We start from the raw sequence: 14,533 nt of genomic DNA, 5'->3' as shown, positions 1-14,533 counted from the left end.
CCATTTGTCGAATTATGGCGAGTGATGGCACGGAAATTGCGTATAAATTGTTACGAAAATCACAAAGGAGGTGATTGCGCATGGACCATACCTTTAAGATACCGCTGCAGCAACATGTAGGGGCGCCTTGCACACCCGTTGTCGGTGCGGGTGAAAGGGTTAAGAAGGGCCAGCTCATTGCAGCTCCGGATAAGCTGGGGGCCAATATCCATGCCAGCGTCAGCGGCGTGGTGACGGCGGTAACCGGTGAGTATATAGAAATAGAGCCCGATAAAGAGCAGCCCGAGGATTACGTGCCCATAAAGGAAACCTCAAGTATTATTGAGGCTATAAAAGAAGCCGGCATAGTGGGCATGGGCGGAGCGGGGTTCCCCACTCACGTCAAAATGGATGTCGATTTACAGGGCGGTGTTGTAATTGCCAACGGCATAGAATGCGAGCCGTTGCTCAATCATAACGTGCGGCAGATGGAAAATAACCCGGAAACGGTCTACAAAGGGCTTAAGTATGCAATGAAAGCTACCAACGCCTCCCGGGCCTATATAGCCATAAAGGCAAAAAACAAAAAAGCCGTTGAAGCCATGAAATCGGCGATCGACGATCCCAGGATAGAAGTGAGGGAAATGCCCGACCTTTACCCAATGGGCGAAGAGAGGGCGCTGGTCCGGGAAATTCTAGGGCAGCTTTTGAGGCCCGATCAGCTTCCTTCGGCGGCTAGAGCCGTGATATCGAACGTTGAAACCCTTTCCCGCATCTGCGAAGCAGTGGAAAAGAGAAAGCCGGTCATATCCAAAAACGTCACAGTAGTCGGCCGGCTGAAGAGCGGGCGTAGAGCCTATGTATTCTTCGACGTGCCCATTGGAACTCCTGTGGCTGAGCTGATCGAGAGGGCCGGGGGTTTTGAAGGAGAGATTGGGGAAATAATAATGGGAGGCCCCTTTACGGGGAAGGCCGTTGATCTGGACTGCGTTGTCACCAAAACAACGGGAGGAATAATAGTCACGGACCCGCTGCCCCGGGAGGGCAGGAAGGCCGGCCTTCTCGTCTGCGGCTGCGGTGCCAACGAAGCGAGGCTGCGTGAAGTGGCCGAAAAGATGGGGGCCTGCGTCGCCGGGGTCGAACGCTGCAAGCAGGTGGTTGACGTCAAGGGAGGAATTAAATGCGAGAATCCCGGAAACTGCCCAGGACAGGCCGAAAAAATCCTGAAGCTAAAGAAAATGGGGGCAGACGTACTAATAGTAGGGACCTGCAGTGATTGCACCAACACTGTAATGGGTGTTGCACCGAAGTTGAAAATGCCCGTTTACCATCATACCGATCACGTGCTACGCACCGTGGGCCACCCTCTGGTGCGCAGGCTGAAAAAATAAGAAAAGGAGGTAGAGATTCATGTCTATCACTCCAGAAACTGCCAATCAGCATAAAAATGATCCGGCAGTTGTTTGCTGCCTTACCCAGGAAGGTACGATCATAAGCCCGGCAGACCTGGAGGATCCTGCCATATTCCCGGATCTGGAGGACTCGGGCCTGCTTAATATACCGGAGAACGTTCTTACCATCGGCGATGTGCTTGGTAAAAAATTGACAAAAACCATCGACGCCCTGACACCCATTACTCCCGACATGATCGAGGGCGGGCTGGAAAAAACGGAAAAACCTGAGATGGTGAGCGAAGCCGAGGTGGTGGAGTCCGGAGCGGCGCAGCCCGTAGCAGGTGCCGGCAATGTGATCAGAATCCATATTGAAGAGGGCAAGGGAATAAACCTGGAAATTCCCGCCATTGTGACAGCAGCAGGAGCAGCCGAACCTACCGCGAAGCCGGAAGAGAGGGCGGAGGTGGCTGCGAAACCCAGGGTGGAAGACAGGGTTAGGAGAACCCTGCTGATGCGCGAATTTGAGGTTAAAGAGGTAAGACTGGGAGACGAGACCTCCTTTGAAAACGGAGTTCTCACGATCAGAAAGGGCCTGGTCGAAGATGCGCTGAAGGCCGATCCTCTGGCCAAGAAGATGGAAATAGATATAATAACGCCAGACAACAAGAATGTATTCACAAACACCATAATGGACGTCATACCGATCGCTACAAAAGTCGAGGGTTCTCTGGGCGAAGGTATCACCCATGTCATGTCCGGTGCTGTTGTGGTACTCACCGGTGTGGATGAGAGCGGTATACAGGTGCACGAATTCGGTTCCTGCGAGGGAATCATCGGCGAAAAGGTGAGATACGGCAGGCCCGGCTGTCCCGATGAAAACGATATTATGATCCGTATCCACGTGACAATTCAGGCCGGAACGGGTATGGAGAGAAAAGGGCCTTATGCCGCTCATAAGGTTTGCGACGCTGTAATCCAGGAAATCCGCGACGCCCTCAAGAAGAGGCCTGCTGCCGAAGCCGCCAGGGAAATCGAATACAAAGACGTGGAAAGGATCGGGAGGCCCAGAGTAGTAATAGTGAAGGAGATCATGGGCCAGGGCGCCATGCACGACAACGTCATCCTGCCGAAGGAGCCGGCCGGTGTGCTGGGAGGAAGGCCCAACGTAGACCTGGGCAACATCCCGGTAGTGCTTTCCGCTAACGAGGTAAGGGACGGTGGAATTCACGCCCTCACCTGCATAGGCCCCGCCTCAAAGGAGAATACGCGCCACTATTTCAGGGAACCGCTGGTAAACCTGGTGGCCGAGGACGAGGAGGTTAACCTGGTGGGCGTGGTTTTTGTTGGAAGCCCGCAGGTAAATGACGAAAAGTTCTACGTATCGGAGCGCCTGGGAGCACTGGTGGAAGCGCTGGGCGTCGACGGCGCCATCGTAACCACCGAAGGTTTCGGAAACAATCACATTGATTTCGCATCCCACATCGAGCAGATAGGCAAGAGAGGTATCCCCGTCGTAGGCGTGACGTATGCCGCTTACCAGGGGCAGCTCATTGTGGGCAACAAGTATATGGACGCCATGATAGAGCTGAACAAGGACCCCAACGGGATGGAGTCCGAGATACTGGGCGACAATACTTTGACGAAAGAGGACGCCGTAAGGGCTCTGGCCATGCTCAAGGCTAAGATGGCCGGGGTAGAAATCAAACCCGCGCCGAAAAAATGGGATCCGTCGGTAATCGAGAACAATCAGAAACTCGTTTAGAAGCTCGCCGAAAGGGTATGAGGGAGAAGGATTATGGAAATATACCCCGAAACCCGGCCCGTAAAGGGAAGGATTATAGAGCTCACCGAACGCGACGTTAAGATTGAATTTTACGGCCGCATGGGGATGCTGAGAGTTCCCCTGCGGATGCTGATCTGCGATAAGCGTCCGCAGGTCGGCGACGAAGTTGAACTGGAGATGAGCTACGTCAGACTAAAAAGTGATGGGAGGTAGAGCAAATGAAACTCACGGTTGTGGAAGGGCTGCAATCGGAAATTTACGTTCCGATAACCCCACCCCCTGTATATACGCCGTTCACGAAGCAGCTCAAGGACTGCAGCGTAGCCCTGGTGTCCGCTGCGGGTATTCATATGAAATCCCAAAAGCCGTTTAACCTGGCAGGGGACTTCACCTTCAGGGAAATACCCGGAGACACGCCGTCCTCCGAGCTGATGGTAACCCACGGCGGGTACGACAACACCGATGTAAACAAGGATATCAACTGCATGTTCCCCATCGACCGCCTGAGGGAACTGGCAAAAGAAGGCTTTATAAAGGCAGTGGCTCCCGTCCATGTTGGATTTATGGGCGGTGGAGGGAATGTTAAAAAATTCCAGGAAGAAACCGGCCCCCAGATCGCCGAAGTGCTGAAAAGGGAAGGAGTTGATGCGGTCGTTCTGACCGCCGGGTGAGGGACCTGTCACCGCTCTGCCGTGATTGTGCAGAGAGCAATCGAAAACATCGGGATTCCCACGGTACTGATTGCCGCGCTGCCGCCGGTGGCGAAGCAGCAGGGGTCCCCGAGAATAGTCGCTCCGATGGTGCCCATGGGTGCCAACGTGGGCGAACCCAACAACAAGGTGATGCAGACCGCGATACTGAAGGATGCCCTCAACGCTCTGGTTACAATAGACACTTACGGAAAAGTAGTAAACCTGCCTTACGAGTACAAGGCAAAGATATAAAACCTTTTTTTCCGCCGGTGGGTCATGTCAACGGCCTGCCGGCGGGGATATATACAAAACTGTATTAAGAGGGGGTGAAAAGGGAATGTTCAAATTATTGATAAACCAGGCAAAAAGCATAACGATGGAGATGCCGGAAAAGTACGCGAAAATAGCCCTGAAAGATAAGCCGCAGCGGAATAAAGCGGCAGAGGTAACCCCACTGCCCAGGGAAAAGGTTTTGCGCACTTTGATATGGCGCGAATTTTCAGTAAACAATGTACAAATTTCTAATAATACCAAAATTAAGGACAACACCCTCTATCTGGATGCGGCTTTAGCCCAGCAGTCCATTAATATTAACCCACTTGTGAAAAAAGTAACTATAGATGTGATAAGACCCGGTGCGCAGGATGTTTTCACAAACACCATAATGGATATAATGCCTATAGCCGCCAAGGTCGAGGGTAAAATAGGGGAGGGCGTAACTCACTGCCTGCGGGGCGTGGTCGTCTTCCTGACAGGAATCGACGAGGCCGGAAGGCAGATAGCCGAATTCGGTTCATCCAACGGTATTTTTAAGGACAAGGTTGCTTTTGGCATGCCGGGGACGCCGGGAAGCGATGAAATTGTGATAAGGATTGATGTGGTCATAGAAAAGGGCACGGGAATGGAAAGGCGAGGCCCCTTGGCGGCGCATCAGGTCTGCGATTGGATTCTGGACCATGTAAGGTGGGAACTGAAGAAAATACCTCCGCAGGAAGCCGTCTTTACGCAGGAATTCAAGGATATCAGACGTAAGGGTAGGCCTAAAGTGCTGATCGTGAAGGAACTGGGCGGTCAGGGTGCCATGCATGAAAAAATCATCATGCCGTCGGAACCCGGAGGAGTTAGGGGTGGAAAATCGATAATCGACCTGGGCAACGTTCCCATAATTCTTTCTCCCAATGAGGTAAGGGATGGCGGCATACATTCTATGACTTAGGAGGAGTAAAAATGGGAGTAGGCCCTTCGACTAAAGAAACCACACTGCACCACATGAGGGATCCCCTGGTAGAAATTGTGCAAAACGACAGGGATGTGGACATGGTAGGAATAGCCGTTGTCGGGAGCCCCCAGGATAACCTGGAGAAGTTCTACGTAGCAAAAAGGCTGGGCATGCTGGCCGAAGCCCTCGGAGTCGACGGCGTACTGATCTACGCAGAGGGTTTCGGAAACCAGCACGTGGATTTTGCCGCCCATATAGAGGAATTGGGTAAAAGGGGGATTCCTGTCGTAGGTCTTACCTTTGCGGGTAACGGCTTGGTGGTGGAAAACGAGTATATGGAGGATATCATTGACCTGGACAAAGCCGGCCAGGGCATGGAGACGGAAGTTGTCGGGCAAAATTGTGTTATCAAAGCGGATGCGGTAAAGTCGATGAAGATTTTAAAGCAAAGGATAAAGAAGAAAAGGGGATGATATAAAATGAAATTCAGCAGGATGATAATTGCAGTGGACTCCCACACCATGGGAGAACCGACGAGGGTAGTAGTTGGAGGTATTCCTCACATTCCAGGAAATACGATGGCCGAAAAAAAAGCTTATCTGGAGCAGAACATGGACCACATCAGGACCGCCTTGATGCATGAGCCCCGAGGCCACAGGGACATGTTCGGCTCAATAATCACAGCCCCGGTGAACCAGGAGGCGGATTTCGGAATAATATTCATGGACGGCGGCGGTTATCTCAACATGTGCGGCCACGGGTCCATAGGTGCGGTCACCGTTGCCGTAGAAACGGGGATGGTAAAACCCGTATCGCCTGTTACCCACGTAAAGCTGGATACTCCTGCAGGTCTGATCGAAGCACGGGCCGAGGTATCGAACAACATGGTAAAATCCGTTACTATAACAAATGTTCCGGCATTTCTATATGAACCCGATGTAAAGATCAATGTACCCGGAATCGGCGAAATTACTGCAGACATATCCTTCGGAGGCAGCTTTTTCGCAATAGTCAACGCCAAACAGCTGGGAATAAAAATAGACCCCTCCTATATCGACGATTTAATCAAAGTCGGAATGGCAATAAAGAGAGCCGCGAACGAGCAGATAAAGGTTCGGCACCCGGAAAAGGAGCATATAAGGACCATCGACCTCGTGGAGATTTACGATGAAACAGAAAATACGAACGCTCATTTGAAAAATGTTGTCATATTTGGAGATGGACAGGCAGACCGCTCTCCCTGCGGTACCGGCACCAGTGCCAAAATGGCAACCCTTTACGCCAAAGGGAAACTGTCTCTGAACCAGGAGTTCCTTTACGAGAGTATCATAGGCACTGTATTTAAAGGCAGGCTGGTTGGCGAAACCCGGGTGGGACCGTACACAGCCGTTATACCCGAAATAACCGGAAGCGCTTATATCACAGGTTTTAACCAGTTCGTCATCGACCCGGAAGACCCCGTGAAATACGGTTTTCTTTTAGGAAAGCCCGGAACGGGTGAATGCTGCAAAATGAATTAGTTAAGGAGGAAAAAATATGACGCAGGCAGTACTTTCGGTTCTCGGACTGCTCACTCTTGGATTCTCTTATGTATTTTTCAAGGACACGGTGAAAAATAAGCATACGTTTTCCGACGCCAGCTGGGCAAAACTTTCCGTGGTGGGGTTTATCGTCAACTTCTTCGATACCCTGGGCATAGGCAGTTTCGCTCCGACCACCGCATTTTTTAAGCTGATGAAGCTCGTACCCGATAAATTGATACCCGGTACGCTGAACGTGAGCATGACAATACCCGTTGTTCTTGAGGCACTGATCTTCATAACCGTAATCAAAGTAGAACCTATCACCCTCATCTCCATGCTCGCCTCTGCGACTCTTGGCGCCGTTGTTGGTGCCGGGATAGTATCCAAACTCCCTGAGAGAAAAATCCAGATCGGAATGGGTATCGCCCTGCTCGTGGTGGCCATGGTTTTCCTGGCAGGTATGTTCAACCTCATGCCCGTCGGCGGTGAGGCCATAGGTCTTACTGGAACCAAACTTATCATCGGTGTCGCCGGCAACTTCATCCTCGGGGCCCTGATGACCATAGGTATAGGTCTATATGCACCGTGCATGGCCCTGGTTTACGCCCTGGGCATGAGCCCGAGGGTGGCTTTCCCGATAATGATGGGCTCCTGTGCTTTCCTCATGCCCGCTGCTTCAATAAAATTCGTGCAGGAAGGTGCGTATGACAGGAAGGCCTCCGTTGCGATCACAATCGCCGGGTCATTGGGTGTTCTTGTAGCGGCGTATATCGTAAAATCCCTGCCGCTAACAATGCTGAAGTGGCTCGTGGTATTCGTAATAATATACACCGCCGTAACAATGCTGAGATCGGCCTTCAAAAATCAGGGCAACGAATAAAGACTTTATTTCCAGGACCCTGGCGCGATTCGGGGTCCTGGAAAATTTTCATGGAGGTAAGTCGATGAGTAAAAAAGAGTCGTTTGCTACACGTTTTGGGTTTATAGCTGCGGCTATGGGTCAGGCTGTTGGCACCGGCAACGTATGGCGCTTCCCGAGGGTTGCTACAGCCAACGGCGGAGGTCCTTTTTTAGTAGCCTACATGATAGCCCTGCTGGTCTGGTGCATTCCCCTTTTAATTGCCGAAGTCGTCATTGGCCGCAGAACCAGGAAGGGCACCGTAGGAGCCTTTAGAGATTTTATAGGAGAGCGCTATACGTGGATGGGTGCCTGGATAGCCTTCGTATGCTTTGCTCTGGGAGCCTATTACTCGGTGACCATGGGCTGGACTCTGCGTTATTTTGTTTTCGGACTTATGGGGGTATTAAAGCCGGGAGTCGATACCCAGGCGCTATGGGAAGGTTTCATAGGAACGCCATGGCAGGGGGTCCTGTTCCACCTGATTTCGGTGGTTCTGGGAGCCTTTGTGGTATTCAGAGGCGTTGAAGGCGGCATCGAAAAGGCCTCGAAGATACTTATACCGAGCCTTTTCGGGCTTCTTATCCTGGGAATGGGAAAGGCACTGACCCTACCCGGCGCTGTAGAGGGATTTAACTATTTATTCAACCCCGATTTCGGCAAATTGATCAGCGGTAAGGTATGGCTCGAGGCGTTTACCCAGGCGGCCTGGTCCACTGGTGCCGGCTGGGGATTTATGATAACTTATGCGGTGTACACCAGGGAAAAGGAAGATGTGGCCGTAAATAGCTTTATCACAGGCCTGGCGGACACTTCTGCCGCCCTTATAGCCTCTATGACGATTGTCCCGACGGTCTTTGCATTGGCTCCGGCCAGCGTTGACGAAATCATATCTTCCGGTAATACAGGGCTCACCTTTATATGGCTCGCCAGGCTTTTCCCGCAGATACCCGGAGGTGGGTGGATTGCGACGGTATTCTTCCTGGCCATGGCCTTTGCAGCTCTCACGTCCCTTTACGCCATGTACGAAGTCGTCATAAGGAACATGATCGATGCGGGATGGGATCGGAAGAGGGCGGCTGCTATTGTGGTTGTGCTTAGCTTTCTTGGAGGCCTCCCCTCGGCCGTCAACATCAATTTTCTGAACAACCAGGACCAGGTCTGGGGCGTGGCCTTGCTCGTAAGCGGCCTTTTGGTAGCTTTTGCGTTGACCAAATACGGCCTCAGAAAGGCGAGAATTGAAGATATCAACCCGGTTTCCGATATAAAAATAGGTGTCTGGTGGGATTACTGCATAAGAATTTTTCCCCTGCTCTTCGCAATAATTTTCGGGTGGTGGGTATACCAGGAATTCACATGGTATCCTGACAGCTGGTGGAACCCCTTTGAGGTTTACAGCCCTGCAACCATGTTTGCCCAGTGGGCCATAATTATAGTCGTACTTATAGCTCTGAATAAAAGGTTTGCCAGGGCAATTCCGGAAAAAGAGGAGGGGAATTGAGCGGTTATGGGAATAAAAGTCGGCAGCCTCATCACCATGGTATTGATACTGGGTATGGTCTGGGGAGGACTCGCTTACTTTCTAAATTTAGCGTTCAGAGCCCAGCAGAAATAAAAACCGCGCCGCAGGCAACGGCGCGGTTTTTACATGTTGCGTGACCGGCAAAGCTGTAATTGATTGGATGGTCCTGATGTGAATGAAAATTCCCAAACATAGTTTCGGGATTAGCTTTCTTCCCTCCATTAATTATGATATAATTTTAAGGGAAAAATTGATGAAGAGGGTGATCGCATGGGGGAGTTTCGGGTGGTTTCGGAGTTTACTCCGAAGGGAGACCAGCCCAAAGCCATTGCTGCGCTGTCTGAAGGGATCAGGAAGGGGTACAAATTCCAGACGCTGCTGGGGGCCACCGGCACAGGTAAGACCTTTACAATAGCCAACCTAATAGAAAAGGTGCAGAAGCCCACTCTCGTAATAGCTCACAACAAAACCCTGGCCGGGCAGCTCTGCAGCGAGCTAAAGGAATTTTTCCCGAACAATGCCGTCGAGTATTTCGTCAGTTACTACGACTATTACCAGCCCGAGGCATACATCCCCCAGACCGATACTTATATAGAAAAGGACGCTTCTATAAACGACGAAATAGACAAGCTGCGCCACTCGGCTACAGCCGCATTGTTCGAGCGCAGGGATGTGGTGATCGTGGCCAGTGTCTCGTGCATATACAGCCTCGGTTCCCCGGTGGATTATGAGAACCAGGTGATTTCCCTGAGGCCCGGTATGCAGAAAGACAGGGACGAGATCATCCGGAGATTGGTGGAAATCCAGTATACCCGGAATGAGTTCGAATTCAGCCGGAACACCTTTCGGGTGCACGGGGACATCCTTGAAATTTATCCGGCGTCCTTCACGGAAAGAGCCATAAGGGTGGAATTTTTCGGCGACGTCATCGAAAGGATAACCGAGATCGACACCCTCACTGGCGAAGTAATAGGAGAAAGGACCCATGTTTCGATTTTTCCGGCTTCCCACTACGTCACTCCGAGAGACAAGTTGGAAGCTGCTATCAAATCCATAAAGGAGGAATTGGAGGAAAGGCTGGCCGAATTGAGAGCTCAAGGGAAGCTGCTGGAAGCAGCCAGGCTCGAGCAGCGCACCAATTTCGACATAGAGATGCTCAGGGAGACCGGTTACTGCAAGGGCATCGAAAACTATTCCAGGCATCTTACCGGGAGAAAACCCGGCGAACCTCCCTTTACGCTTCTCGATTATTTCCCCAGGGATTACCTCATAATAATAGATGAATCCCACGTGACTATACCCCAGCTCCGCGCCATGTGGGCGGGAGACAGGTCCCGGAAGGAAGCACTGGTGGAACACGGGTTCAGGCTGCCTTCGGCCTTCGACAACAGGCCCCTGACCTTCGAGGAGTTCGAGGAAAGGATAAATCAGGTTATCTTTCTCTCTGCAACACCCGGCCCCTATGAGCTGGAGAAGAGCTCCCAGGTGGTCGAACAGATCATAAGACCCACGGGTTTGGTAGACCCGGAGGTGGAGGTGAGGCCCACGAAGGGGCAGATCGACGACCTCATCGGGGAGATAAGAAAAAGGGCCGAAAAAGACCAGCGAGTCCTGGTCACCACCCTTACGAAGAAGATGGCCGAAGACCTGTGCGACTATCTGAGGGAATCCGGGATAAAGGTGAAATACCTGCACTCGGAGATCAACACCCTGGAGAGGCTCCAGATTTTACGCGACCTGAGGCTTGGAAAATTTGACTGCCTGGTTGGCGTCAATCTCCTCAGGGAGGGCCTTGATCTCCCTGAAGTTTCGCTGGTGGCCATCCTCGACGCCGATAAAGAAGGGTTTTTGCGGTCGGAGACTTCGCTCATCCAGACTATTGGGCGCGCGGCGCGCAATGCAGAAGGCAGAGTGATAATGTACGCTGATACAATAACCGATTCAATGGCCAGGGCCATAAGTGAGACCAACCGCCGCCGCATGATACAGATGGAGTACAACCGGAGGCACGGCATAGTGCCTACGACCGTCAGAAAGGGAGTCAGGGAATTGATCGAGGCTACAAAAGTTGCTGAAGAGAAGGCCGATTACCTGCCGGAAAAGGACCTGGCCAGGATGAGCAAGAAAGAACTGAAAGCTTATCTTGACAAGCTGGAAAAGGAAATGAAGCAGGCCGCCAGGAACCTGGAGTTTGAAAAGGCAGCCCAGCTTCGCGACATAATCTTCGAGATCAATGCCCAGGCTTTCAGCGTGGTCAGGGACAACCGCACGGCGGTTTCAAAAAGCTAAAAGGGTTGTGATGCTCATGTCCAAGGATAAAATAATCGTTAAAGGTGCAAGACAGCACAATTTAAAAAATATAGACGTGGAAATCCCCAGGGATAAGCTGGTGGTCATAACAGGCATTTCGGGTTCGGGCAAATCCACCCTTGCCTTCGATACGATTTACGCCGAAGGGCAGAGGCGGTACGTGGAGTCCCTTTCGGCCTATGCCAGGCAATTTCTGGGACAGATGGATAAGCCCGACGTGGATTATATAGAAGGGTTGTCCCCGGCTATATCCATCGACCAGAAGACTACGAGCAAGAACCCGCGCTCCACCGTGGGAACGGTTACTGAAATTTACGACTACCTCAGGCTGCTTTTTGCCCGGATCGGTAAACCGCACTGCCCCAGTTGCGGCAGGGAGATATCGCAGCAGACCGTAGACCAGATGGTGGACGTGGTGATGGAATTGCCCGAAGGCGCCAGGATACAGGTGCTGGCGCCCGTGGTCAGAGGCCGTAAGGGCGAATACCAAAAGCTCATCGAGCAAATAAAGAAGGACGGTTTTGTGCGCATAAGGGTTGACGGGGAAATCCGGGAAACAGCAGAAGAAATCAAACTGGACAAGAAAAAAAAGCACAACATCGATATAATCGTGGACAGGATAATTGTAAAACCCGGAGTGGAATCCAGGCTGGCCGATTCCATAGAAACCGCCCTGGCCCGGGCGGGAGGGTTGGTGGTCATAGATGTTATCGGCGATAGGGAAATACTTTTTTCCCAGAATTTTGCCTGCCCGGACTGCGGTATAAGTCTTGAGGAACTGTCACCGCGGATGTTCTCCTTTAACAGCCCCTACGGCGCCTGTCCGGCCTGCAGCGGCCTGGGGGTGAACATGGAGATCGACCCGGACCTGGTCATACCGGATAGGTCCAAGTCCGTGGCCGAAGGTGCCATAGTGCCCTGGAACAGCAGCCCCGACGGCTATTATTTCCAGATGCTGCAGGCGGTGCTGGAACATTACGGCTACGACGTGGAGACTCCACTGGAGAAAATGGACGAGCGCATGATAGAGATGCTGCTTTACGGGTCCGACGAGGTCATAGACTTTTACTACGAAAGCCGTTACGGCAGCACGAGGCACTTCAGGGGATATTTCGAGGGCGTGATAAACAATTTAAAGAGGCGTTACGAAGAGACGGATTCCGAATGGTCCCGTGAAGAAATCGAGCAGTTTATGAGCACCAGGCCGTGTCCGGCGTGCAAGGGGGCCAGGCTCAAGCCCGAAAGCCTGGCGGTAAAGGTAGGCGGTCTTTCCATCGCCCAGGTGACGGCTTTTTCCATAAAAGACGCCATGGACTTTTTCAACAGCCTGCAGCTGACCGAAAAGGAGAAGCTAATCGCCCACCAGGTGTTGAAGGAAATAAAGAGCAGGTTACAGTTTTTGATCGACGTCGGTCTGGATTATCTTACCCTGGACAGGACGTCAGGGACCTTGTCCGGCGGCGAGTCTCAGAGGATAAGGCTTGCTACCCAGATAGGCTCCAGACTGGTGGGTGTTCTCTATATCCTGGACGAACCCAGCATAGGCCTCCACCAGAGGGACAACGAGCGCCTGATCAAGACTCTGAAAGACCTCAGGGACCTGGGAAACACGGTGCTGGTGGTCGAACACGATGAGGATACCATGAGGGCCGCCGATTACATTATCGACATAGGTCCGGGGGCCGGGGAAAACGGCGGGAGGGTCGTTGCGGCAGGGCCGGTTGAAGTCATCGAAAAGTGCGAAGAGTCCCTTACGGGACAGTATTTAAGCGGCAGGTTGAGGATACCGGTGCCTCCTGTGCGGAGGAAGCCCGACGGCCGGTGGATCGTCCTTAAGGGCTGCCGGGAGCACAACCTGAAAAATATCGACGTAAAGTTTCCCGTGGGCCTTTTCACCTGTGTCACAGGGGTTTCCGGTTCAGGAAAAAGTACCCTCGTGAACGAAATCCTTTACAAGGCTCTGAGGGAGAAGCTGTACAGGGTAAAAACCAGACCCGGGGATTTTGACGATATTGAAGGCGTCGAATATGTGGACAAAGTGATAAATATAGACCAGTTGCCCATCGGCAGGACCCCGAGGTCCAACCCGGCCACCTACACCGGAGTGTTCAACGATATCCGGGAGGTTTTTTCACTGACCCCGGAGGCTAGGATGAGGGGCTATAAACCCGGCAGGTTCAGCTTCAACGTAAAAGGAGGTCGCTGCGAAGCGTGCAAGGGCGACGGTATAATAAAGATAGAAATGCATTTCCTGGCCGACGTCTACGTGCCCTGCGAAGTATGCAAGGGCAAGCGCTATAACCGGGAAACCCTGGAAGTGAAATATAAGGGGAAAAGCATAGCCGATGTGCTGGACATGACGGTGGACGAAGCCCTGGAATTCTTCCAGAACATCCCCAAAATCAAGCGCAAGCTGGAGACCTTGAGGGATGTGGGGCTGGGGTACATCAAACTGGGCCAGTCCTCGACGACGCTGTCGGGAGGTGAAGCCCAGAGGGTCAAGCTAGCTACCGAGCTTTCGAGGAAGAATAACGGAGGTACGGTGTACATTCTGGACGAGCCTACAACGGGACTCCATCCGGCGGATATCAAGAAACTTCTGGATGTGCTCCACAGACTCGTAGAAAGCGGCAGCACGGTCATAGTTATAGAACACAACCTGGATGTAATCAAAACGGCCGATTATATAATAGACCTGGGGCCTGAAGGGGGAGACGGGGGAGGAGAGGTTATCGCTCTGGGCACCCCGGAAGAAGTGGCGGCCAACGAGAGGTCTTACACAGGGTATTTTCTCAAGAAGGTCCTGGGGATGTGCGAAATGAAAAAGGTTTCATGGGCCGGTTAAACTTCATGTTGATGAATAAAAAAAATCCCACTTTTCAAGTGGGATTCAGACTGTCGACAAAGTAACTGTCGACAGTCTTTTTTTGCAAAAGCTAGTACAAAAATCATCAGCTTTTTAGTAAAATTAAAGAAGATACAAAAATATTGTGGGGCGATGAAATGTTAACGAAGAAAAATCGAGAAATAATAGAGCAGGTAGAATTAGTAAGCATCGATAGCTTAGTACCTCAAGACCATCTCCTTAGGGCAGTAGAAGAAAGCATCGACTTTAATTTCATTTATGATGAAGTAAAAGACCTATATAGCGAAAATACAGGAAGACCTAGTATTGACCCGGTAGTGTTAATTAAGCTACTCATGCTCCAAGCA

At 51.7% G+C, this 14,533-nt stretch carries 13 protein-coding genes; all 13 read left to right on the top strand.

The genetic code is table 11. The features are described 5' to 3' along the window. Positions 1 to 80 precede the first annotated feature (80 nt). Positions 81 to 1,370, top strand: coding sequence for a proline reductase-associated electron transfer protein PrdC (prdC, locus tag LZ11_RS02200; protein WP_148866233.1), 1,290 nt, complete (start codon positions 81 to 83; stop codon positions 1,368 to 1,370). A gap of 19 nt (positions 1,371 to 1,389) precedes the next feature. Beyond that, on the top strand, positions 1,390 to 3,135 hold the full coding sequence (prdA, locus tag LZ11_RS02195) for a D-proline reductase (dithiol) proprotein PrdA (RefSeq protein ID WP_148866231.1): 1,746 nt from the start codon (positions 1,390 to 1,392) through the stop codon (positions 3,133 to 3,135). A gap of 33 nt (positions 3,136 to 3,168) precedes the next feature. Beyond that, positions 3,169 to 3,369 carry a CBO2463/CBO2479 domain-containing protein gene (locus LZ11_RS02190; RefSeq protein ID WP_148866229.1) on the top strand — a complete coding sequence of 67 codons (201 nt, stop codon included), beginning with the start codon at positions 3,169 to 3,171 and terminating at the stop codon, positions 3,367 to 3,369. A gap of 5 nt (positions 3,370 to 3,374) precedes the next feature. Next, the gene (gene prdB, locus LZ11_RS12835; protein ID WP_148866227.1) at positions 3,375 to 4,100 is read left to right on the top strand and encodes a D-proline reductase (dithiol) protein PrdB; all 726 of its coding nucleotides are present in this window, start codon (positions 3,375 to 3,377) and stop codon (positions 4,098 to 4,100) included. Positions 4,101 to 4,185: 85 nt separating this feature from the next. After that, positions 4,186 to 5,064 (top strand): glycine/sarcosine/betaine reductase component B subunit, encoded by an 879-nt coding sequence (locus tag LZ11_RS02180; RefSeq protein WP_148866226.1) that lies wholly within the window; start codon positions 4,186 to 4,188, stop codon positions 5,062 to 5,064. Positions 5,065 to 5,075: 11 nt separating this feature from the next. Next, positions 5,076 to 5,540 (top strand): glycine/sarcosine/betaine reductase component B subunit, encoded by a 465-nt coding sequence (locus LZ11_RS02175; protein WP_148866224.1) that lies wholly within the window; start codon positions 5,076 to 5,078, stop codon positions 5,538 to 5,540. 6 nt (positions 5,541 to 5,546) lie between these two features. Next, entirely contained in the window at positions 5,547 to 6,587 is a 1,041-nt protein-coding gene (locus tag LZ11_RS02170) for a proline racemase (RefSeq protein ID WP_148866222.1), read from the top strand. A 16-nt stretch (positions 6,588 to 6,603) separates the two neighbouring features. Then, positions 6,604 to 7,470 (top strand): sulfite exporter TauE/SafE family protein, encoded by an 867-nt coding sequence (locus LZ11_RS02165; protein WP_148866220.1) that lies wholly within the window; start codon positions 6,604 to 6,606, stop codon positions 7,468 to 7,470. Between the two features lie 64 nt (positions 7,471 to 7,534). Then, positions 7,535 to 8,989, top strand: a complete 1,455-nt coding sequence (locus tag LZ11_RS02160) for a sodium-dependent transporter (protein ID WP_148866218.1) — start codon at positions 7,535 to 7,537, stop codon at positions 8,987 to 8,989. 6 nt (positions 8,990 to 8,995) lie between these two features. Further along, the gene (locus LZ11_RS02155) at positions 8,996 to 9,103 is read left to right on the top strand and encodes a MetS family NSS transporter small subunit (RefSeq protein ID WP_148866216.1); all 108 of its coding nucleotides are present in this window, start codon (positions 8,996 to 8,998) and stop codon (positions 9,101 to 9,103) included. A 177-nt stretch (positions 9,104 to 9,280) separates the two neighbouring features. After that, a complete protein-coding gene (gene uvrB, locus LZ11_RS02150; protein ID WP_148866214.1) occupies positions 9,281 to 11,299 on the top strand; it encodes an excinuclease ABC subunit UvrB in 2,019 nt (672 codons plus the stop codon). 16 nt (positions 11,300 to 11,315) lie between these two features. Continuing rightward, positions 11,316 to 14,165, top strand: coding sequence for an excinuclease ABC subunit UvrA (gene uvrA, locus LZ11_RS02145; protein ID WP_148866212.1), 2,850 nt, complete (start codon positions 11,316 to 11,318; stop codon positions 14,163 to 14,165). A 158-nt stretch (positions 14,166 to 14,323) separates the two neighbouring features. Next, positions 14,324 to 14,533, top strand: a 210-nt coding sequence (locus tag LZ11_RS12455) for a transposase (protein WP_484421978.1), incomplete at its 3' end; no start/stop codon positions are given.

This window comes from Thermosediminibacter litoriperuensis (genome assembly GCF_008124715.1).
GTDB lineage: Bacteria > Bacillota > Thermosediminibacteria > Thermosediminibacterales > Thermosediminibacteraceae > Thermosediminibacter > Thermosediminibacter litoriperuensis.
Note: the sequence above shows the minus strand (reverse complement) of the source record. Positions and strands in the feature narration are given on the sequence as shown.

What these genes read in the sequence shown, in the direction of transcription:
- uvrA (WP_148866212.1), top strand. Translation starts at nt 11,316, where the DNA reads ATGTCCAAGGATAAAATAATCGTTAAAGGTGCAAGACAGCACAATTTA.
- prdA (WP_148866231.1), top strand. Translation starts at nt 1,390, where the DNA reads ATGTCTATCACTCCAGAAACTGCCAATCAGCATAAAAATGATCCGGCA.
- LZ11_RS02155 (WP_148866216.1), top strand. Translation starts at nt 8,996, where the DNA reads ATGGGAATAAAAGTCGGCAGCCTCATCACCATGGTATTGATACTGGGT.
- LZ11_RS02190 (WP_148866229.1), top strand. Translation starts at nt 3,169, where the DNA reads ATGGAAATATACCCCGAAACCCGGCCCGTAAAGGGAAGGATTATAGAG.
- LZ11_RS02175 (WP_148866224.1), top strand. Translation starts at nt 5,076, where the DNA reads ATGGGAGTAGGCCCTTCGACTAAAGAAACCACACTGCACCACATGAGG.
- LZ11_RS02170 (WP_148866222.1), top strand. Translation starts at nt 5,547, where the DNA reads ATGAAATTCAGCAGGATGATAATTGCAGTGGACTCCCACACCATGGGA.
- uvrB (WP_148866214.1), top strand. Translation starts at nt 9,281, where the DNA reads ATGGGGGAGTTTCGGGTGGTTTCGGAGTTTACTCCGAAGGGAGACCAG.
- prdC (WP_148866233.1), top strand. Translation starts at nt 81, where the DNA reads ATGGACCATACCTTTAAGATACCGCTGCAGCAACATGTAGGGGCGCCT.
- LZ11_RS02180 (WP_148866226.1), top strand. Translation starts at nt 4,186, where the DNA reads ATGTTCAAATTATTGATAAACCAGGCAAAAAGCATAACGATGGAGATG.
- LZ11_RS02165 (WP_148866220.1), top strand. Translation starts at nt 6,604, where the DNA reads ATGACGCAGGCAGTACTTTCGGTTCTCGGACTGCTCACTCTTGGATTC.
- LZ11_RS02160 (WP_148866218.1), top strand. Translation starts at nt 7,535, where the DNA reads ATGAGTAAAAAAGAGTCGTTTGCTACACGTTTTGGGTTTATAGCTGCG.